Annotated in this window: 11 protein-coding genes, 5 rRNA genes, 1 pseudogene and 2 riboswitches (1 of these 19 only partly in view); of the genes and pseudogenes, 1 reads left to right on the forward strand and 16 read right to left on the reverse strand. The window is 42.1% G+C overall.

What is annotated here, in order from left to right; translation table 11 throughout:
- The 13 genes from A9C19_RS18520 to A9C19_RS18580 all read right to left on the reverse strand — a co-directional run.
- Window positions 1-542: ribosomal RNA gene (locus tag A9C19_RS18520) — 23S ribosomal RNA — on the reverse strand (it extends 2387 nt beyond the left edge of the window).
- A gap of 233 nt (window positions 543-775) precedes the next feature.
- Window positions 776-2311, reverse strand: a 16S ribosomal RNA gene (locus tag A9C19_RS18525).
- Together the 16S and 23S rRNA genes form the textbook arrangement of a ribosomal RNA operon.
- Before the next feature lie 870 nt (window positions 2312-3181).
- Complete coding sequence (locus A9C19_RS18530) at window positions 3182-3607, reverse strand: GNAT family N-acetyltransferase (RefSeq protein WP_072581303.1); 426 nt, start codon at window positions 3605-3607, stop codon at window positions 3182-3184.
- A gap of 15 nt (window positions 3608-3622) precedes the next feature.
- Window positions 3623-4411: a GNAT family N-acetyltransferase gene (locus A9C19_RS18535; RefSeq protein WP_072581304.1), complete on the reverse strand. Its 789-nt coding sequence runs from the start codon at window positions 4409-4411 to the stop codon at window positions 3623-3625.
- Window positions 4412-4426: 15 nt separating this feature from the next.
- A complete protein-coding gene (locus A9C19_RS18540; RefSeq protein ID WP_267888735.1) occupies window positions 4427-4792 on the reverse strand; it encodes a nuclear transport factor 2 family protein in 366 nt (121 codons plus the stop codon).
- 994 nt (window positions 4793-5786) lie between these two features.
- Window positions 5787-5902: ribosomal RNA gene (rrf, locus tag A9C19_RS18545) — 5S ribosomal RNA — on the reverse strand.
- 80 nt (window positions 5903-5982) lie between these two features.
- A 23S ribosomal RNA gene (locus A9C19_RS18550) occupies window positions 5983-8912 on the reverse strand.
- Window positions 8913-9145: 233 nt separating this feature from the next.
- Window positions 9146-10681: ribosomal RNA gene (locus tag A9C19_RS18555) — 16S ribosomal RNA — on the reverse strand.
- A 635-nt stretch (window positions 10682-11316) separates the two neighbouring features.
- On the reverse strand, window positions 11317-12639 hold the full coding sequence (locus A9C19_RS18560; RefSeq protein ID WP_072581306.1) for an NCS2 family permease: 1323 nt from the start codon (window positions 12637-12639) through the stop codon (window positions 11317-11319).
- A 212-nt stretch (window positions 12640-12851) separates the two neighbouring features.
- Window positions 12852-12953: riboswitch (purine riboswitch) on the reverse strand.
- Window positions 12954-13037: 84 nt separating this feature from the next.
- The gene (guaA, locus tag A9C19_RS18565; protein ID WP_420835842.1) at window positions 13038-14558 is read right to left on the reverse strand and encodes a glutamine-hydrolyzing GMP synthase; all 1521 of its coding nucleotides are present in this window, start codon (window positions 14556-14558) and stop codon (window positions 13038-13040) included.
- Window positions 14559-14819: 261 nt separating this feature from the next.
- Window positions 14820-14921: riboswitch (purine riboswitch) on the reverse strand.
- 27 nt (window positions 14922-14948) lie between these two features.
- A complete protein-coding gene (locus tag A9C19_RS18570) occupies window positions 14949-17153 on the reverse strand; it encodes a DUF4129 domain-containing transglutaminase family protein (protein ID WP_083584438.1) in 2205 nt (734 codons plus the stop codon).
- Window positions 17150-18184: a DUF58 domain-containing protein gene (locus A9C19_RS18575; RefSeq protein ID WP_158515118.1), complete on the reverse strand. Its 1035-nt coding sequence runs from the start codon at window positions 18182-18184 to the stop codon at window positions 17150-17152. The genes A9C19_RS18570 and A9C19_RS18575 overlap by 4 nt, the downstream gene beginning before the upstream one ends.
- Window positions 18185-18366: 182 nt before the next feature.
- Window positions 18367-19332 carry an AAA family ATPase gene (locus A9C19_RS18580; protein WP_072581309.1) on the reverse strand — a complete coding sequence of 322 codons (966 nt, stop codon included), beginning with the start codon at window positions 19330-19332 and terminating at the stop codon, window positions 18367-18369.
- 400 nt (window positions 19333-19732) lie between these two features.
- Between A9C19_RS18580 and A9C19_RS18585 the strand changes: the two genes are divergently transcribed.
- Window positions 19733-20167: a hypothetical protein gene (locus A9C19_RS18585; RefSeq protein ID WP_072581310.1), complete on the forward strand. Its 435-nt coding sequence runs from the start codon at window positions 19733-19735 to the stop codon at window positions 20165-20167.
- A gap of 94 nt (window positions 20168-20261) precedes the next feature.
- Here the strand turns inward: A9C19_RS18585 and A9C19_RS18590 are convergent, their stop codons facing one another.
- The 3 genes and pseudogenes from A9C19_RS18590 to A9C19_RS18600 form a co-directional block, all read right to left on the reverse strand.
- Window positions 20262-20567, reverse strand: coding sequence for a hypothetical protein (locus A9C19_RS18590; protein ID WP_072581311.1), 306 nt, complete (start codon window positions 20565-20567; stop codon window positions 20262-20264).
- A 19-nt stretch (window positions 20568-20586) separates the two neighbouring features.
- A pseudogene (locus tag A9C19_RS18595) lies at window positions 20587-21410 on the reverse strand (IS1595 family transposase).
- A 193-nt stretch (window positions 21411-21603) separates the two neighbouring features.
- A complete protein-coding gene (locus A9C19_RS18600; RefSeq protein ID WP_072581312.1) occupies window positions 21604-22428 on the reverse strand; it encodes a pentapeptide repeat-containing protein in 825 nt (274 codons plus the stop codon).
- Window positions 22429-22458 lie beyond the last annotated feature (30 nt).

The following is a 22458-nucleotide window of genomic DNA, read 5'->3' on the forward strand; positions in this document are numbered from 1 at the left end:
TCCCCTTCCGGGGTGCTTTTCACCTTTCCCTCACGGTACTGGTTCACTATCGGTCACTAGGGAGTATTTAGCCTTGGGAGATGGTCCTCCCTGCTTCCGACGGGATTTCACGTGTCCCGCCGTACTCAGGATCCACTCTGGAGGGAACGAAGTTTCAACTACAGGGTTGTTACCTTCTTTGACGGGCCTTTCCAGACCTCTTCATTTACTCCGTTCCTTTGTAACTCCGTATAGAGTGTCCTACAACCCCAAGAGGCAAGCCTCTTGGTTTGGGCTAATTCCGTTTCGCTCGCCGCTACTCAGGAAATCGCGTTTGCTTTCTCTTCCTCCGGGTACTTAGATGTTTCAGTTCCCCGGGTCTGCCTTTATCATCCTATGTATTCAGATGAAAATACTGCTCCATTACGAACAGTGGGTTTCCCCATTCGGAAATCTCCGGATCAAAGCTTACTTACAGCTCCCCGAAGCATATCGGTGTTAGTACCGTCCTTCATCGGCTCCTAGTGCCAAGGCATCCACCGTGCGCCCTTAACAACTTAACCTTTGACATCGAAGATGTCGTTTTTAACATTATTAAGAGAATCACTAAACTAAGCGTTTAAACTCAGTGAATTACTTGAATTGTTTTCGTTATCTAGTTTTCAAGGAACATAAAACACAGGATCTTCAATGCAAGATGCATTTAGACTCCTATGTATGAGTCTTACTTATTATAGAAAGATCAGATGATCTCTCAAAACTAAACAAAATACCAAGCGTACCTCTATATCCTTAGAAAGGAGGTGATCCAGCCGCACCTTCCGATACGGCTACCTTGTTACGACTTCACCCCAATCATCTGTCCCACCTTAGGCGGCTGGCTCCTTACGGTTACCCCACCGACTTCGGGTGTTACAAACTCTCGTGGTGTGACGGGCGGTGTGTACAAGGCCCGGGAACGTATTCACCGCGGCATGCTGATCCGCGATTACTAGCGATTCCAGCTTCATGCAGGCGAGTTGCAGCCTGCAATCCGAACTGAGAATGGTTTTATGGGATTCGCTTAACTTCGCAGTCTCGCAGCCCTTTGTACCATCCATTGTAGCACGTGTGTAGCCCAGGTCATAAGGGGCATGATGATTTGACGTCATCCCCACCTTCCTCCGGTTTGTCACCGGCAGTCATCTTAGAGTGCCCAACTAAATGCTGGCAACTAAGATCAAGGGTTGCGCTCGTTGCGGGACTTAACCCAACATCTCACGACACGAGCTGACGACAACCATGCACCACCTGTCACTTCGTCCCCCGAAGGGGAACCTTCTATCTCTAGAAGTAGCGAAGGATGTCAAGACCTGGTAAGGTTCTTCGCGTTGCTTCGAATTAAACCACATGCTCCACCGCTTGTGCGGGCCCCCGTCAATTCCTTTGAGTTTCAGTCTTGCGACCGTACTCCCCAGGCGGAGTGCTTAATGCGTTTGCTGCAGCACTAAAGGGCGGAAACCCTCTAACACTTAGCACTCATCGTTTACGGCGTGGACTACCAGGGTATCTAATCCTGTTCGCTCCCCACGCTTTCGCGCCTCAGTGTCAGTTACAGACCAGAAAGTCGCCTTCGCCACTGGTGTTCCTCCAAATCTCTACGCATTTCACCGCTACACTTGGAATTCCACTTTCCTCTTCTGCACTCAAGTTCCCCAGTTTCCAATGACCCTCCACGGTTGAGCCGTGGGCTTTCACATCAGACTTAAGAAACCACCTGCGCGCGCTTTACGCCCAATAATTCCGGACAACGCTTGCCACCTACGTATTACCGCGGCTGCTGGCACGTAGTTAGCCGTGGCTTTCTGGTTAGGTACCGTCAAGGTACTAGCAGTTACTCTAGTACTTGTTCTTCCCTAACAACAGAACTTTACGACCCGAAGGCCTTCATCGTTCACGCGGCGTTGCTCCGTCAGACTTTCGTCCATTGCGGAAGATTCCCTACTGCTGCCTCCCGTAGGAGTCTGGGCCGTGTCTCAGTCCCAGTGTGGCCGATCACCCTCTCAGGTCGGCTACGCATCGTTGCCTTGGTGAGCCGTTACCTCACCAACTAGCTAATGCGCCGCGGGTCCATCTGTAAGTGATAGCCGAAACCATCTTTCAATTTCGAACCATGCGGTTCGAAATGTTATCCGGTATTAGCTCCGGTTTCCCGGAGTTATCCCAATCTTACAGGCAGGTTACCCACGTGTTACTCACCCGTCCGCCGCTAGGTCCGAAGACCTCGCTCGACTTGCATGTATTAGGCACGCCGCCAGCGTTCGTCCTGAGCCAGGATCAAACTCTCCAATAAAGTAGTTTGACTTGCTCATGTTTTTTGTACTATATAGTACGTTTTGTTGATTTAAAATCAACGTTTGATACGCTTGGTTTTGTTTAGTTTTCAAAGATCATTTTTCCAAGTCGTTTTCGCGACTAGGTTTATATCATACCATCAATCACTTCTTAGTGTCAACAACTTTTTAAAAAAGTTTTTCTAAGAGAATGTTTGAATACCTCCGTTTCATCGGAAGAATTTAATAATAACTCATATCAACTATATAGTCAATATAAATTACAAAGTTTTTATCTAAAGTTTTTCTATATTAGAAAAATCTTTTTTCTCTAACCATTCTGTAACCGTAACGAATAGAATAAATAGATCATGATATATAGTTTGCCGTAGATCATTGTTGAATTAATTATCTCTTCTAACATCGTTATATTTGCGAAAGTTATAAAGAATGATTATAGGAGGTTTTAAGATAAGAGCATTTCTTATTTTAACGTACAAGAGGCTCTAATGATATGAGTTTGGAAGACGTAGTAATCCTCATACTTAGCTTTTAACCTTATGGAAAAAGAGGAGATACCTTCTTCTTTTCCTACAACCTGTTTTTAAAATAAGCATTCACTCCATCATTAAGGGAATTACGGATCTCATTTTATGCGAGGCCAACCAGCAATGAAATAGTCATATCTAAAAAACAGTGCGTTTATTCATACTAACTTTGAAACAAAACACCATGTTATAAATATCGCAGTACTGGGTTAACGACGTCTCACTAAGTATTAAGCAAAATTCAGGCTTCTCACCTATCTGGATCGCAACGCACACAGGAATATATGAAGTACAATATGGGGCCTTCCTAGAGAAAGCCGAACTATAGACGACTTTCCCATCTTATACTCTTCTTCTAAATGAATAACACCACTTATCGTAGGTAAACTTCTCTTGATAAAATCGGTGTGCTTCTGTTCGATGTATTCCTGATTCGAGGGCAACGTACTCTGCGCCATGTTCTTTAGCCCATTTATGAACAAACGTAAGCAGTTTTTCTCCATACCCTTTCGATCGATGGTTTTCATCTGTTATTAAGTCATATAGAAATACATGTCGGGATTGATAAAAATTGGTCTTTAAACTAAATCCAGCTAAAGCTACTATTTCCTTTTCTACATATAACGCAAATAAGCGATAGCCTTCATTCCTCATCTGGTTTAGTAAAGTTAGGTAGCTCGTTTCTTCTATATCAGACCGAAGCTGTTTCATAACCGGAAATGCTTCCTTCCAGGCTAACAATGTCGTTAATTCCTTGACTTCTCCCATTTTTTCTCCCCTGTTCTAATAGTTATACATCATCCAAAATCCAATATCCTCAAAACCGATTCTTTTATAGATATTACCTGCAGCAGGATTATCATAAAATAGGCATAATTCCTTCCCTTCAGCCAACAGCTCGGTACAAAGTGTTATCATGCACATAGTAGCGTAGCCTTTTTTCTTATAGTTATCTAGCGTTGCTACTCCTACTACCATAGCAGAAACAGTATTCTCAGCGGCAGTAGAAGCAGTAGCAACGATCTTCTCCTTTTCCTTTATAAAAAAGCTTCTCGAAGTCCCATCTTGAATACCTCTGCGTTTTTTATCAACCGTGATGACAGAATCACTGAACTCCGGTACAGAATTCAACATATCAACTAATTCATATACATCCCCGATGGTTGCCTTCTGCACGGAATCGCTCCTATCTTCATTCTTAACTTGCAGTTTCGTACACTTAGCATAGTATGTTTGTCTCTTCTTTTTAGGCTCAACCTTTAAAAATGGCTCTATTTTTTCTGTTATATCTTTTAATCCAGACATCATATTAAAAGTAGGATCTTGAAGCATAATATCTGCAAAACCTCTAGCATCAAACTTACCTAACGCAAAGGGAATATAGTTTTCCTCATACTTTAATAAAACGGCAATCAATTCCCCATTTTGGTTAAACTCTCCCCATACCTTCTGAAACTCCTGACTATACCCATATACCTCAATATCGCCAATAATAAAGAGATTTTCAGCACTCTTCTTCTTTAATAGGTGAAAACACGCCTTATGATCTTTCTCTGTTAATCTTCTAATCAAAGTAATCTCCCCTTTTCAATCAGCCGTCTTGGTCCCTTGATGAAAACACATCCTCCAGGATTCATTTGTTTTTTTCCAAATAGAACTTCTAAGACTGTGCTCATTCGTCTCCCTATTACATATACGGTAGGTTGCTAATACAACATCAGTAGTTAGCGGATGAATCACAAAGTCACTCATCGTCATATTAACGATGGCTAGCCCTTCTTCTTTGATTCCACTCCCATGATACAGCACCTTACCAGAACTACCAAACTCGAAAAAATCCTCAGCTACTACCTTTTCTAGTTCTGACTTAGATCTTCTAATCTCTGGCTGAAGCAACATCTCCTCTAATTGACGAAGATGCTCCTTTAAATTATTATCATTTCCCCCGCTCAACACACTACCTCCAACCTGGTATAAGCTGTAACTTTACCGTTTTTATCCATGTATTATATCATGTCATCTTATCATCAGAATACTTTTCAATATAAAATATTGCCCCTTTTCATTAATGAAAAATAGGATGCTACTACATAAAATAAGACGTACGATTCTACAGTTCTTACATTAAAGTAATTTCATAGATTAAAATTGTCATCTTAGAGCCAGCTTATCATCGATTTCATGTGGTTTATTTTCGAAATTTCACCTTTTATTTTCGAAGTTGATGGATATATTTTCGATATTTCAGGGTTTATTTTCGAATTTGATCGTTTTATTTTCGATTTTGCTTCTTTATAGATTTTGAGACAAATAAAAAAGCAACTATCCTTTTTTAAAAAGTATCTATACAAATACAAAAAACACCCCAAAAGTTAGAATTAGTTCGTCTAACTTTTGGGGTGCACATCTTCTCTACTTCGTTCAGATCCTCATGTGCCAAGCCCGCACATTCCGGTCTTCTCTCTCTGCGCTTCCTCGACCTTCTTGCTTCTCCCAAGCCTAAGGGCTTGTAGTTATACTTTGTTTCCTTTTTCTATACCTCAATCTTCAAACACTTTCCTCTGTACCTTCCGGTACAACTAACTACAAAACCACACAAAAAAAGACCAGTATCTCTACTGATCTTTTCTCTCATCTTACCTGGCAACGTCCTACTCTCACGGGAAACCCCCAACTACCATCGGTATACCGGCTCGCGATAAGCGGCGAATCTCTTCGTCAACTTGTTCGTTCAGATCCTCATGTGCCAAGCCCGCACATTCCGGTCTTCTCTCTCTGCGCTTCCTCGACCTTCTTGCTTCTCCCAAGCCTAGGGGCTTGTAGTGATACTTTGTTTCCTTTTTCTATACCTCAATCTTCAAACACTTTCCTCTGTACCTTCCGGTACAACTAACTACAAAACCACACAAAAAAAGACCAGTATCTCTACTGATCTTCCTCTCATCTTACCTGGCAACGTCCTACTCTCACAGGGGGAAACCCCCAACTACCATCGGCGCTGAAGAACTTAACTTCCGTGTTCGGCATGGGAACGGGTGTGACCTCTTCGCTATCGCCACCAGATATTATAAAGTTTGAAGGATGTTCCCTCAAAACTAGATAACGAATTACAATTCATTCACTGAGCTTACGCTTTTAAAAATTTGGTTAAGTCCTCGATCTATTAGTATCAGTCAGCTCCACACGTCACCGCGCTTCCACCTCTGACCTATCAACCTGATCATCTTTCAGGGATCTTACTAGCTTACGCTATGGGAAATCTCATCTTGAGGGGGGCTTCATGCTTAGATGCTTTCAGCACTTATCCCTTCCGCACATAGCTACCCAGCTATGCCTTTGGCAAGACAACTGGTACACCAGCGGTGCGTCCATCCCGGTCCTCTCGTACTAAGGACAGCTCCTCTCAAATTTCCTACGCCCACGACGGATAGGGACCGAACTGTCTCACGACGTTCTGAACCCAGCTCGCGTACCGCTTTAATGGGCGAACAGCCCAACCCTTGGGACCGACTACAGCCCCAGGATGCGATGAGCCGACATCGAGGTGCCAAACCTCCCCGTCGATGTGGACTCTTGGGGGAGATAAGCCTGTTATCCCCGGGGTAGCTTTTATCCGTTGAGCGATGGCCCTTCCATGCGGAACCACCGGATCACTAAGCCCGACTTTCGTCCCTGCTCGACTTGTAGGTCTCGCAGTCAAGCTCCCTTGTGCCTTTACACTCTACGAATGATTTCCAACCATTCTGAGGGAACCTTTGGGCGCCTCCGTTACATTTTAGGAGGCGACCGCCCCAGTCAAACTGCCCACCTGACACTGTCTCCCAGCCCGATCAGGGCTGTGGGTTAGAATTTCAATACAGCCAGGGTAGTATCCCACCGACGCCTCCACCGAAGCTAGCGCTCCGGCTTCTCAGGCTCCTACCTATCCTGTACAAGCTGTACCAAAATTCAATATCAGGCTACAGTAAAGCTCCACGGGGTCTTTCCGTCCTGTCGCGGGTAACCTGCATCTTCACAGGTACTATAATTTCACCGAGTCTCTCGTTGAGACAGTGCCCAGATCGTTACGCCTTTCGTGCGGGTCGGAACTTACCCGACAAGGAATTTCGCTACCTTAGGACCGTTATAGTTACGGCCGCCGTTTACTGGGGCTTCGGTTCAAAGCTTCGCTTGCGCTAACCTCTCCCCTTAACCTTCCAGCACCGGGCAGGCGTCAGCCCCTATACTTCGCCTTGCGGCTTCGCAGAGACCTGTGTTTTTGCTAAACAGTCGCCTGGGCCTATTCACTGCGGCTTTTCCGGGCTATTAACCCTAAAAAGCACCCCTTCTCCCGAAGTTACGGGGTCATTTTGCCGAGTTCCTTAACGAGAGTTCTCTCGCTCACCTTAGGATTCTCTCCTCGCCTACCTGTGTCGGTTTGCGGTACGGGCACCTCTCACCTCGCTAGAGGCTTTTCTTGGCAGTGTGGAATCAAGAACTTCGGTACTATATTTCCCTCGCCATCACAGCTCAGCCTTATATGACAATGGGATTTGCCTCATTGTCAGCCTAACTGCTTGGACGCGGCATTCCGACGCCGCGCTTACCCTATCCTTCTGCGTCCCCCCATTGCTCAAATGGTGAGGAGGTGGTACAGGAATTTCTACCTGTTGGCCATCGCCTACGCCTTTCGGCCTCGGCTTAGGTCCCGACTTACCCTGAGCGGACGAGCCTTCCTCAGGAAACCTTAGGCATTCGGTGGAGGGGATTCTCACCCCTCTTTCGCTACTCATACCGGCATTCTCACTTCTAAGCGCTCCACCAGTCCTCTCGGTCTGGCTTCTCAGCCCTTAGAACGCTCTCCTACCACTGTTCGTTAGAACAGTCCACAGCTTCGGTGATACGTTTAGCCCCGGTACATTTTCGGCGCAGAGTCACTCGACCAGTGAGCTATTACGCACTCTTTAAATGGTGGCTGCTTCTAAGCCAACATCCTGGTTGTCTAAGCAACTCCACATCCTTTTCCACTTAACGTATACTTTGGGACCTTAGCTGGTGGTCTGGGCTGTTTCCCTCTTGACTACGGATCTTATCACTCGCAGTCTGACTCCTGAACATAAGTCTTTGGCATTCGGAGTTTGACTGAATTCGGTAACCCGATGGGGGCCCCTAGTCCAATCAGTGCTCTACCTCCAAGACTCTCATTTCAAGGCTAGCCCTAAAGCTATTTCGGAGAGAACCAGCTATCTCCAGGTTCGATTGGAATTTCTCCGCTACCCACACCTCATCCCCGCACTTTTCAACGTGCGTGGGTTCGGGCCTCCATTCAGTGTTACCTGAACTTCACCCTGGACATGGGTAGATCACCTGGTTTCGGGTCTACGACCACGTACTTATTCGCCCTATTCAGACTCGCTTTCGCTGCGGCTCCGTCTTATCAACTTAACCTTGCACGGGATCGTAACTCGCCGGTTCATTCTACAAAAGGCACGCCATTACCCATTAACGGGCTTTGACTACTTGTAGGCACACGGTTTCAGGATCTGTTTCACTCCCCTTCCGGGGTGCTTTTCACCTTTCCCTCACGGTACTGGTTCACTATCGGTCACTAGGGAGTATTTAGCCTTGGGAGATGGTCCTCCCTGCTTCCGACGGGATTTCACGTGTCCCGCCGTACTCAGGATCCACTCTGGAGGGAACGAAGTTTCAACTACAGGGTTGTTACCTTCTTTGACGGGCCTTTCCAGACCTCTTCATTTACTCCGTTCCTTTGTAACTCCGTATAGAGTGTCCTACAACCCCAAGAGGCAAGCCTCTTGGTTTGGGCTAATTCCGTTTCGCTCGCCGCTACTCAGGAAATCGCGTTTGCTTTCTCTTCCTCCGGGTACTTAGATGTTTCAGTTCCCCGGGTCTGCCTTTATCATCCTATGTATTCAGATGAAAATACTGCTCCATTACGAACAGTGGGTTTCCCCATTCGGAAATCTCCGGATCAAAGCTTACTTACAGCTCCCCGAAGCATATCGGTGTTAGTACCGTCCTTCATCGGCTCCTAGTGCCAAGGCATCCACCGTGCGCCCTTAACAACTTAACCTTTGACATCGAAGATGTCGTTTTTAACATTATTAAGAGAATCACTAAACTAAGCGTTTAAACTCAGTGAATTACTTGAATTGTTTTCGTTATCTAGTTTTCAAGGAACATAAAACACAGGATCTTCAATGCAAGATGCATTTAGACTCCTATGTATGAGTCTTACTTATTATAGAAAGATCAGATGATCTCTCAAAACTAAACAAAATACCAAGCGTACCTCTATATCCTTAGAAAGGAGGTGATCCAGCCGCACCTTCCGATACGGCTACCTTGTTACGACTTCACCCCAATCATCTGTCCCACCTTAGGCGGCTGGCTCCTTACGGTTACCCCACCGACTTCGGGTGTTACAAACTCTCGTGGTGTGACGGGCGGTGTGTACAAGGCCCGGGAACGTATTCACCGCGGCATGCTGATCCGCGATTACTAGCGATTCCAGCTTCATGCAGGCGAGTTGCAGCCTGCAATCCGAACTGAGAATGGTTTTATGGGATTCGCTTAACTTCGCAGTCTCGCAGCCCTTTGTACCATCCATTGTAGCACGTGTGTAGCCCAGGTCATAAGGGGCATGATGATTTGACGTCATCCCCACCTTCCTCCGGTTTGTCACCGGCAGTCATCTTAGAGTGCCCAACTGAATGCTGGCAACTAAGATCAAGGGTTGCGCTCGTTGCGGGACTTAACCCAACATCTCACGACACGAGCTGACGACAACCATGCACCACCTGTCACTTCGTCCCCCGAAGGGGAACCTTCTATCTCTAGAAGTAGCGAAGGATGTCAAGACCTGGTAAGGTTCTTCGCGTTGCTTCGAATTAAACCACATGCTCCACCGCTTGTGCGGGCCCCCGTCAATTCCTTTGAGTTTCAGTCTTGCGACCGTACTCCCCAGGCGGAGTGCTTAATGCGTTTGCTGCAGCACTAAAGGGCGGAAACCCTCTAACACTTAGCACTCATCGTTTACGGCGTGGACTACCAGGGTATCTAATCCTGTTCGCTCCCCACGCTTTCGCGCCTCAGTGTCAGTTACAGACCAGAAAGTCGCCTTCGCCACTGGTGTTCCTCCAAATCTCTACGCATTTCACCGCTACACTTGGAATTCCACTTTCCTCTTCTGCACTCAAGTTCCCCAGTTTCCAATGACCCTCCACGGTTGAGCCGTGGGCTTTCACATCAGACTTAAGAAACCACCTGCGCGCGCTTTACGCCCAATAATTCCGGACAACGCTTGCCACCTACGTATTACCGCGGCTGCTGGCACGTAGTTAGCCGTGGCTTTCTGGTTAGGTACCGTCAAGGTACTAGCAGTTACTCTAGTACTTGTTCTTCCCTAACAACAGAACTTTACGACCCGAAGGCCTTCATCGTTCACGCGGCGTTGCTCCGTCAGACTTTCGTCCATTGCGGAAGATTCCCTACTGCTGCCTCCCGTAGGAGTCTGGGCCGTGTCTCAGTCCCAGTGTGGCCGATCACCCTCTCAGGTCGGCTACGCATCGTTGCCTTGGTGAGCCGTTACCTCACCAACTAGCTAATGCGCCGCGGGTCCATCTGTAAGTGATAGCCGAAACCATCTTTCAATTTCGAACCATGCGGTTCGAAATGTTATCCGGTATTAGCTCCGGTTTCCCGGAGTTATCCCAATCTTACAGGCAGGTTACCCACGTGTTACTCACCCGTCCGCCGCTAGGTCCGAAGACCTCGCTCGACTTGCATGTATTAGGCACGCCGCCAGCGTTCGTCCTGAGCCAGGATCAAACTCTCCGATAAAGTAGTTTGACTTGCTCATGTTTTTTTGTACTATATAGTACGTTTTGTTGATTTAAAATCAACGTTTGATACGCTTGGTTTTGTTTAGTTTTCAAAGATCATGTTTTCGCTTTGTTAAGAAGCGACTTTATAAGATTAACACAGATGAAATATTGTGTCAACATCTTTTTTGAAAAGTTTTCTTCATTCGTAAGAACTAACTTGTCCTTATCGGATGACTTTTATAACTATATCAGCAATTTCTTTTTTCGTCAAATGCTTTTTTAAAATAATTTCAAAATTGTTTAGTAGCTTGTCGAATGATTACACGAATCATGATTACCTACTATAGTAGATAGTAATACAGGTAAACCAGCGGGGCCAAAAGTTTAGCAGGCAGTCTTACTTGAAGAGTTGCTCCCTTTATAAGGAAAGAGAAAGCTATGACGAATAGAAAAAGAAGTGTTCTTTTACCTTCCATATACTATATTGGCTTATAACATCTAAAGTTAGGTATCTGTTTCCCTGACTCTCAAGCTAGCTGTCGAAGGACATAGCCTAAAACGGAATCCTCTTATCGTTTCCTAAGAAACAAGAAAAGTGGCTCGACGGAATTCATCGAGCCACTCTCTTTCTTCTATATTACATATCTTCTCTTACACTAAGAAAATAAAGTATAGGACAAAGATAACAAATAATCCGTACATGATTGGATGGATTTCTTTCGCTCTTCCCTTCATCGCCATTGTAATAGGATAGAAGATAAATCCAATCGCGATACCAGTTGCAATGCTGTAGGATAATGGCATTGCGATGATCGTTAAGAACGCAGGTACCGCAACCTCAAATTTCTCCCAATCAATTTTCCCTAAAGAAGAAACCATTAAAATCCCTACGATGATTAATGCTGGTGCTGTAACAGCTGGTGTTACTACTCCTAATAATGGAGAGAAGAATAAAGCAAGTAAGAATAAGACTGCTGTTATGACTGAAGCAAAACCAGAACGCGCACCTGCTGCAACACCTGCAGAAGATTCAATGTAAGATGTTGTTGTGGAAGTTCCTAAGACTGAACCAACAACAGTGGCCGCTGAATCTGCGAATAACGCTTTTCCTGCACGCGGTAATTTGTTTTCCTTCATTAACCCTGCTTGGTTCGCCACTGCCACTAATGTACCAGCTGTATCAAAGAAATCAACAAATAAGAAAGTTAAAATAACAACTAGCATTTGAATAGTGAAGATTTGATCTAGATTAAACAAAGCTTGTCCGAATGTAGGGGCTAAGCTTGGAACTTCTCCTACGATTTTCGCTGGTGCATCGATTTGACCTAGAAGCATACCGATAATTGCTGTGATGAACATTCCGTAGAAGATTCCACCTTTAACTCCCCGAACCATTAAGATAACCGTTACGAAAACACCGAAGATGGCTAAAAGAGTTTGTGGAGCAGCTAGATCTCCTAATCCTACTAATGTTGCATCGTTATTTACGATGATGCCTGCATTTTGAAAGCCGATAAACGTAATGAATAATCCAATACCCGCTCCTACTGCGAATTTCAATTCTGCTGGGATGGAGTTAATAATTTTTTCACGTAAACCAGAGACGGTTAAAACGATAAAGATTAGTCCTGATACAAACACACCGGATAATGCTGTTTGCCACGGTACTTCCATTGTTAAAACGACGGTGAAGGAGAAGAACGCGTTAAGTCCCATCCCCGGCGCAAGAGCAATTGGGTACCTCGCGATTAGTCCCATCAGTAATGAACCGATTGCTGCTGCAATGGCTGTAGCTGTGAAAACTGCACCTTGGTCCATTCGGATCGCATCCGGAAGATCTGGAATAGCCGACATTGATAAGACACTTGGATTAACGAATAAAATGTATGCCATAGATAAAAATGTTGTTAACCCACCGATTATTTCGCGGCGATAATTTGTACCTAACTCATCAAATTGAAAAAACTTTTTCATTACAAGTGTTCCTCCTAGTTTTCATATGAACATCGTCATGTTAAGGGAAAGGATAAAAGAATATAAGTTCAATATACTAGTAGATTGGCTTAAAACATTTCAATCCTTACTTCCCGATTTTGCCTTTGTTATTTAGAGGACTCTAAATAACAAAAACGCTCATGAGATACCATGAGCGCTTGACATTAAGATAGATCACACTAGTAGAAAAAAACTAGCAATGAACACCTCGTAGTCAAGCCATTTACGGTAGCTTGGTAGAAACTTTTGGGCCATATCCCCAACATTATACGACGTATTTCGACTTATTTGATTATAGTCTCATTGTATCAACCTCCAAGGTATTCGTCAATAAAAAAACGAACATTATTTTTGATAATGTTCGTTTCGTTCGTGTTTTACTCCCACTCAATCGTCGCAGGTGGCTTACTTGTAATATCATACACAACTCGATTGATGTGTTTTACTTCATTTACAATTCTCGTTGAAATGACTTCAAGTACGTCCCATGGGATTCTTGCCCAGTCAGAGGTCATACCGTCAATTGAGGTAACCGCACGAATACCAATCGTATAATCATACGTACGAGCGTCTCCCATAACACCTACACTACGGATATCCGGTAAAACCGTGAAGTATTGCCAAATATCACGATCTAAGCCCGCTTTTTTAATTTCATCACGTAGGATATAGTCCGATTCACGAACGATCTCCAATTTTTCTTCCGAAATCTCACCTAGTACACGAATTCCTAATCCTGGACCTGGGAATGGCTGTCTCCAAACAATTTCATCTGGAATCCCTAATTCTGATCCTAATGCACGAACCTCGTCTTTAAATAATGTATTTAAAGGCTCAATTAGTTCAAATTGCATATCTTCTGGAAGACCGCCTACATTGTGATGAGATTTAATTGTTTGAGCAGTAGCTGTACCACTTTCAATAATATCTGTGTAAAGCGTACCTTGTGCTAAGAAATCAATGCCTTCTAATTTCGCTGACTCATCATCAAACACATAGATGAATTCGTTACCGATGATTTTACGCTTTTGCTCAGGATCTGACACACCTTTTAATTTGTTTAAGAAACGATCTTTTGCGTCAACTTTAATGACGTTCATATTGAAGCCTTCACTAAAGGTTTTCATAACACTTTCCGCTTCATTTTTACGTAGTAGACCATGATCAACGAAGATACATGTTAATTGATCACCGATAGCTTTATGGATTAAAACTGCCACAACGGATGAATCAACACCACCACTTAGTGCACAGAGAACTTTTTTGTCGCCTACCTTTGCCTTAAGCTTGTCTGTTTCCATCTCAATGAAGTTCTCCATAGACCAGTTTCCCGCACAGCCACAGATAGAGAAGACGAAATTTTTCAAAAGGTCATTTCCATATTCAGAATGTCTTACTTCTGGATGGAATTGCACGCCATAAAATTTACGTTCTTCATTACTCATTGCTGCATAAGGACATGATGTGCTTGTTGCATCAACATGAAAGCCCTCTGGAATTTCTCTCACAAGATCTCCATGACTCATCCATACAACTTGTTGTTTTGGTAAGTCCGCAAACAGGCTTGGTGTTCCGTGGATATCAATTGTTGCTTTTCCGTATTCACGATGGTTAGCCGCTTCAACTTTTCCACCTAGCTTATGTGTCATTAATTGCATACCGTAGCAAATACCGAAAACAGGAATACCTAAGTCAAAGATCGCTTCATCACAATCAAACGCATTTTCACCGTACACACTGTTCGGTCCACCTGAAAGGATAATTCCTTTTGGATTCATCGCCTTAATTTCCTCTGCCGTTAACGTATGTGGGTGTAATTCACTATAAACACCGAATTCGCGAATACGTCTTGTAATTAATTGATTGTACTGACTACCAAAGTCTAACACTACTACCATTTCATGAATATTTGCCACCATCGTCACCTCATCAATTTTCACTTCTACTTTATTTTATACAAAACTTCCTCACATCACCTAATGCTTTCGCTAAGCATTCTATAAAAAGCTGAATCTTAAGCTACACTAAGCTAGTAAAAACTCAACGTAACGTCGAGTCTCTTTTTTTCTTATACTATCATTCATTACGAATAGTACAAAAAAAGACTAGAACTGTGCCCTTCTATACAAAAAAAGAAGGCAGAATTCTAGTCTAAGATACGAACTTTATTCTGCCTTCATAGTCAGGTTATTTACGGTTACCCGGTAGAGACTCTCGATCCATATTATCGAGGATATATGAAGGTTCAATATAATTTTTTCTATTCTATCAGTCTAGTCTATAAAAGGTCAAGATGATGTTCTTTTAATTAAATTTTCCCACAATTCTACTGACTGCTTCCATTCATCCTTTGCACTATCTCTACGATAAAGGGCTTTTTCATATCGTTCCGTTAAGGTAGACATATGGACCATCTGAAAATAATGATCAATATATCGTGCATACTCTCTTAACGTTTGGTTCGGCTTCCTTTTCACTCCCATTCTTTCATATTGTTTTAAAAGGGATTGGTATGCTTGGAAGAATACCACTTCATCTTCACGTCCCCTATACTTGTACAATAGGAATCTACTAATCCATCTCAGTCTTGTTAAATAGAGACATACACCAAGAAGTATGAGTACGACAAGACTCATATATAAGCCTACACTTCCGATTCGAAGGTCAAAGAAAGCAAATGGGCTAGCGGCCTCCTCCTCTTGTTCCTTTTCCTCTTCATCAGGTTTAGGAGGCGTTTCCTCTTCCTCTTCTTTATCTGGTGTGGTTGTTTCCTCTTTTTCTTCCTCATCTTTAGGTGCATTCTCGTAATCGTCTGTGACATCATATGGATTCACAAAGCCTTGGGTTGGTTCAAACGGTACCCAGCCTACACCTTCAAAGTAAACCTCTACCCATGAATGGGCATTATTGTTGGTCACACGATATTCTTTTTCAAAATTTGTGATGGCACGAATATATTCTCCGCCTGTATATCCCTTCACCCATCTAGCAGGGATATCAAGGGACCTTAGCAACACAATCATCGAAGTGGAAAAGTTATCACAATAGCCTTTTTGTGTATCAAATAAAAATTGATCCACATAATCTTCATTTTCACCTGGAATGGCCACATCTTCTTTATCATAGGTGAAGATGATAGAGCCTAGATACTCTTCAATGCTTTTCGCTTTATCATATTGATTGGTATCGTCCACCGTTATCTTTTCTGCAAGCTGCTTCACCCGTTCAGGCAAGGTATCTGGGAGTTGGGTATACCTGTCTAAAAACTCTTCTGACAATGAATCCGTTACTTGTTCTTTCTTCATTTCATTCAAAGGGTAAACAGGTAACTTATAATCAACTTCATATACCGAGAACTCTTCTCGTGATCCCTCCCCTTCTGCGAACGGAGATAGCTGCTCAGTCGTTCGGTTTACATACAACGGTAACTCCATCTCCGTCTCAAGTGCTGTTAATCCTAGTGGATAAATAACATGAAAATATTTATAATCCTCCTGAATTGTTACAGTTGCTTCAAGTTCTTTCGTTACCACTCGATCATCTATCCAAGTTAGTTCTTGTTGTAGATCCGTTATTTCCTCAAGCTCACTTTCAGGGTTAGACACTTCCCACCCTTTCCCTGTATACACATCCTTTGTTTCCACTCGCCAATAATGACGATCAGTAGATACATGAGTAAATACTTCAGAGTCATCCTCAACAAAGCCTCCACCTAGTTTTTCATCGTTTTGACTATAGCCAATTTTCTTCTTCGTGCCGCCCTCTTCCTCTTCTCTTCCAACTGCTGTGATATAAGGAACAGGATCCGGCCATTGGGGAGAAGCCTTTGGCGCTAAAACAGCAAGGACCATTGAGACCATAATAAAGGCGAGCAATGGCAAAACCCAACGTAGAGAAGCTGTTTTTTTTAGCTTTAAATTTTCTACCTTTTTCAATCGGTCAAAATAAAGTAAACCAAGCATAAAAAATCCTATAAGCACGGTTCGTACAATGGCAAATGTCGCATCATACCCCGTAAATGTATCTAAAATCGTAATATACAAGAGCGTTAAACCAAAGAAAAAGAATATTCTCCTATGGACAAGAATCCAATAATGAATGAGATAAACAAGTAGCCATAAGAGAATGAAGAACAGCAACGTTCGGAAGGAAGGTGTCATATTCACCCAATCTGCTTGGGGAATGAGCTGTAGGTTATACACTAGCTCTGAACCTAGCTCCTTGATCCATAAAAATTGAAAGAACACCCCTTCAAAGAACAGTCCGTGTAAGATAAATAAAATCAAAAAAATCTTTACCGGAAAATTGACATACCATTTTGTCTTCAGAAACGTAAGTAAAAATGATAACCCTATAAACAAAATAAAGATAAAGGTATTGGCTGTATCTGTGTAATCATTTAACGGTCTCAGCCATTCCCACAAAAGCATAAAGGCAAATAAATAATAAAGAAAGGCAACTGATTTCCCTTTTGTTTCCTCACTAGACGTCACGAGCCGACCACCTCTTTATTTTTCATTTCCGTCTCACGATTATCATATACTGTTACACCTATTTGACGCTTTTTCAATCGATCCATTAACACGTGCTCTTCCTTTGATAACTGATCATACACACTTTTGATGAGCACGAGCTCGATGCTTGATTGTAAACTTGATAACCCCTCTAGCTTTCGGACTAAATCCACATGTAACTGACTTGTAACGAGTAGATTAGTCACCTGCTTCATTTCACCTTGAATAGTCGATGGGTCCAACAGGGCTGAGAAAGGCTGGGTGCTGTCACTATCCACTTTTGCCAAATGATAAAGAATGGTTTGTACATGCTGTTCACCTGATTTGAGCGGAAAGATCTGATGGTCCTTACCTATGGAGATAAGCCCAACCCTTGCACCCGACTTTACCATTTCATTAATAAAAGATGCAGCATGATTTACAACCGATTCGAAAACCTTAGACGGGCTACGGTCCAAGAACACTACCACATCTTGGCTTTGCATTTGCTCGAACTCTTTGGTCATGATCGCATTTCTTCTTGCTGTTGCTTTCCAATCAATCCAAGCAAATTTGTCACCTGGCTGATACTCACGTATACCAACAGCCATCGTCGTATCCTGCCAGAATTTTGACTGAGAAGAAGACGTTCCTTGATCATATTGCTTTTGTTTCGTCGAATAGTGAAGGTTTACCATTGTCGGATAAACAAGAAAATAATGCTCTACTTTAAAGGTTACTTCCTTTTCAATCAATCCAAATAGATCCCCAGTCCGAACCCGTATCGTTGTAAACTGATGCTCCCCACGAGGCATATGTTGCAGAGCATAGCTAAAGGAGACTGACCTTTTAAACCATGGGAAAAATAGCTTCTTCGGCTCCTCCAACCTTTTAACACCCGCTAGACGTTCCGTTAACACATCCTCGACAATGAGATAAAAAAGCGGGAATGGAAAGCTTCTTTGTACCGTAACAGTCCCAATTAACCGCTGGCCGACCATAAACTGCTCTTGATTTATTCTTCTTTTCACACGAAAACCTCTGAGCGGATATAGCATGAGGAGCAGAGAATATAGCGCAAACGGTAAAAAACTATAAAAGAGAAACCAACTAACGAAGCCTCCCTGAAACATCGCATAGCTGAAGGCAGCAAGTGTTAGAAAAAGAAGGGAAAACAACTTCCACCCTACTTTGAATTTTTTTAAGTAGTTTTTCATTTACTACTTAACGACCTTTGGACAGGTACTGACGTCCTAGCAACCACTTCACGAATGAGCTCTTCAGACGATTTCCCTTCAAATTTCGCCTCTGAACGTAAAATGATTCGATGTGCTAATGTAAACCCAGCTAAATACTGAATATCATCTGGGATAATATAATCTCTTCCTAAAATAAAGGCATATGCCTGTGCTGCTTTCATTAACGCAATGGACGCACGTGGACTTGCTCCTAAATACACAGCCGGATGCGTTCTCGTTTTACTCGTAATCTCAATGATATAGCTTTTAATTGTCTCATCGACATAAACATGCTGAATTTCATCCTGAAGCTCAACTAATTCCTCTTTCGTAATCACACTTTCCACTTTATGAATCGGTCGTTCTTTCTCCGCTAGTGTTAATACATCGAACTCCTCCGCTTTCGTCGGATAGCCCATTCTTAATTTAAAGAGAAAGCGATCAAGCTGTGCCTCTGGTAAAGGATATGTCCCTTCATAATCAACAGGATTCTGAGTCGCCATAACGAAAAACGGTTTGGCTAGCATTCTCGTTGTCCCATCAACCGTGACGCTACCTTCCTCCATCCCCTCCAAAAGAGCAGACTGCGTTTTCGGTGACGTACGATTAATTTCATCTGCTAGTACAATGTTTCCGAAAATAGGTCCTTCTTTAAACTCAAATCTCATTTCCTTCGGGTTATAAATAGACACCCCAGTCACATCTGAAGGCAATAAATCAGGAGTAAACTGAATCCGTTTAAACCCTGCTCCAATTGACTTCGCAAGAGCCTTTACCATCATCGTCTTCCCCACACCTGGTACATCCTCTAATAATACATGACCATTTGCCAAAATAGCCACAAGACTTAGTAAGCTAACATCTCTCTTCCCAACCATTACGCTTTCAATATTTTGAATAACTCGACCGAGTTTTGGATGCATCGTATCATATTGAGTCATATTTTCCTCCTGAGATGAAATTCTTCTTATTTCTACATTGTATTATTCTAAAAAAATGTGGGAAATCCTGTTTGTTTTTGTAATTTCCTAAAAAAGGTAGAGAAATAAGGAGCGGTGGTGATTTCATTAGTTAACCTAAAGGGACAAACTCCGAGGGTACACAATAGGCCTATGTCCTATCCAGGTCACACATACTTCTAAAAGATTGAAAGGATTGAGATGGGTTTTTTAACGGCGCGGACCAAGATAACTTCCTCATGCTCTTGAAGCATTTAGCACAACATGATGAAGTCATAGTATATGACAGGATAACGAAAGGTATTTATTACCAATTATTCAGATATATGATAAACTAAAGTTATCCAAATGTTCAATATGAATAATCGACAGGGGGAGCATGATGAAAAGATCGTTAATTTTTTTAGTTTTAAGTACTTGTTTATTGAATGCTTGCCAACCTAACGCCACACTATCGTTTTCTAAGACAACGGAAGATAAACTGGCTAAAGAAGAACAAAGCTTTTTTACTAGCGTTAGGAAAGAGAGCGGTGTACATATATATCATGATGAACAGAGTAATTCTGTTTTCGTTTATTTAAATGATTATGCTATTGACCAAGGTGAGTCAGCTCATCGTTTCAACCATTTTAACGTAGAAGCAGCCGGGAACGAACTTCATCTATCTTTTGAAACAGATACAACCACTGACTATCCATCAGAAATGGAAAACCAACTGTTTTATGAAGTACGTTTAGATAAAGAGTACGACACGATTAGACTATTTAATAATGGAGATGAAATAGCTTTTAACACCATCTCAGGAAACCTTGAGTAAACTTACTTTTTAAAAATAGGCTGAGTTAAATCTTAATGTTGATTTTTAATAATAATACAGGGAAAATCCCAATAAATAGGTTTCCCTTTTTGTATTAGAACCTGATAGTTTTTTTAGGTAGTTTGTTTGGAATTTCTATCAACCTTGCAACTTTTTCACCTTTATTAAACCTCACATTGTTAAGCCAGTACACAAAAGCATCTGCATTAAAACAAACTCCATAAAACTCGTTACCTTCTTCGTCTATATGGGCTAATTCCCAATAAGGATGATTGTTCTCCCTGTTATATAACCATCTATCAAAATCTCTTTGTAATTTTCGAACATTACTTCCCACTTTTGATGGACAAATCATATACTCCGTATCAGTTTCATAATCAAATTCAATTTTAACAATCATTAGTATTCTACCTTCTCTTCTATATAACTAATTTTGACAAACGTAATGAGTCGTATGACTCTGTTATTTCAAATATAAATGACTTGAGCAGAAATTCTTTTATATTATGTTTTGTACTTTCATTACTACGACTATCTACGAACAAAAACCAAGCCAGAAATGTCGAGGTACTTCGTAGCCACACCTTTAAAACGGTCTATCCATTGTTTCATACGTGAGTGGAGACCATTTACATGATGTGATACAACCCCTTGATTACGTGTTTTCCATCGTTATACTTAATTCTATAATGTTCTAATCCTTTTTCTTTGGCATATGTCATATATACTCTCCAAGCATTTTTGAAAAGTACATTCTCAGTTGACAGTTAAGAACCAATCATACAAGCAACCTTTGAGACGGTTTGCTTTAGTTCGGTCTCTTGCAACAAGAACACATACCTGTTCGCGGCTGATGCCTCTATGCTTGGATTTTCTGCCACGCTTACGAGGTTTTCGGTCAGTAATGCCACGTTGCCCTTTTTGAGAGTATAGAAAATAGTCGTCACCTTTTCGAGTACGATAAAGAACATTATTAGTTGTATCAGTAAATGTTTTACTACAACAATTACAACGATAGCGTTGACGACCATTATATTTTCCGAACCTAACAACATGTTCAGATGCACAATGAGGGCATTCAAACCCTTCTTTGAAGCGAGTTTTTCGCATTTCGTTAATTAGAACGACCACCAACAGTGGAAGAAGGTTCAACATAGCGTTTTCCCCATTGAAATACTCGCTCTTTTTCAGTGTGTGATAATTTGCCAATGTATTTTAGTAGATTACTGAACACTTTGCTCAACCTTCTCGAACATAGAACGTTTGTTTCCACTTTAATTATACTAAGATTTCAGGGAGGTTTCAAATATCAACATTCACCTTTAACAGATCCAAAAATAAAGAAAGACTCTTGAACTATTAGTAGGTCAGATAACGCAGAAAAACATACACCTAGTTTGGCAGCTGATCTGAAGCACAAGCTATCCATTAGAAGATTATGTAACATACTTGTTAATCCAATGGCTCGGTCTTTCTAAATAACTTGGTAGTTTAGTATGAACATCTCCAACTGCTGAATTGATTTGTGACTGTGTAAGAAAGAGAACTTCAGATAAATCAGCGCCACATAAATCTGCGTCTCTAAGGTCAGCACCAATAAAATCAGCTCCCCTCAAATCACTTTGGCTTAAATTTGATGCTATCATTAGCTTCCCACGAAAATCTTCACCTTGTAAATTTAACCCACTTAAATTCACTCCTACATATTCTGACTTTTTCTTCAAACCGTTCTTTTTACCTTTTTTATTCCTGTTGGCTCTATACATTTCACTTGACTCTATTAACAGAGCGTTGACCTTGCATCTATGTGCCGTTATATCCATTTTTAAAATCTCTTCTGGCTTTTTTATAGTTCGTTCAATCGTTTCTTCAGAGATCTTTTGCAAGCTACTATGTAACGGTTGTGTTTCCTCTAAAGTAAGAGTTTGTTGGAGATACCAGAGCATTTCATGCAGTTGTTGAACAAGAGGAAAGACAGCAAACATTTCTTCTGCATGCTCAGCATCTTCACGCCAGTCATTACCTTTATAAATAGATTGCGAAACATGCTGTCCTGCACCAAAACACTCATAAGAAACACATCCACGAAAGCCTTTCTCCCTCAATTGGCCGTGAATAGTACACAAGTTATTTGAACATAAATTACGGCAAGGAGTTCCACCATCTTTGGTAAAAGGAAAGTCAGATGATTTTCCATAAGGTAACGCTACACAACATAATCCAAAACAATTATTACAATTCGATTTTAATTCACTAAACATTTCACAGCACTTCCTATATCCCACGTTATT

The sequence above is a fragment of the Bacillus weihaiensis genome, from assembly GCF_001889165.1.
GTDB classification, from domain to species: domain Bacteria; phylum Bacillota; class Bacilli; order Bacillales; family Bacillaceae; genus Metabacillus; species Metabacillus weihaiensis.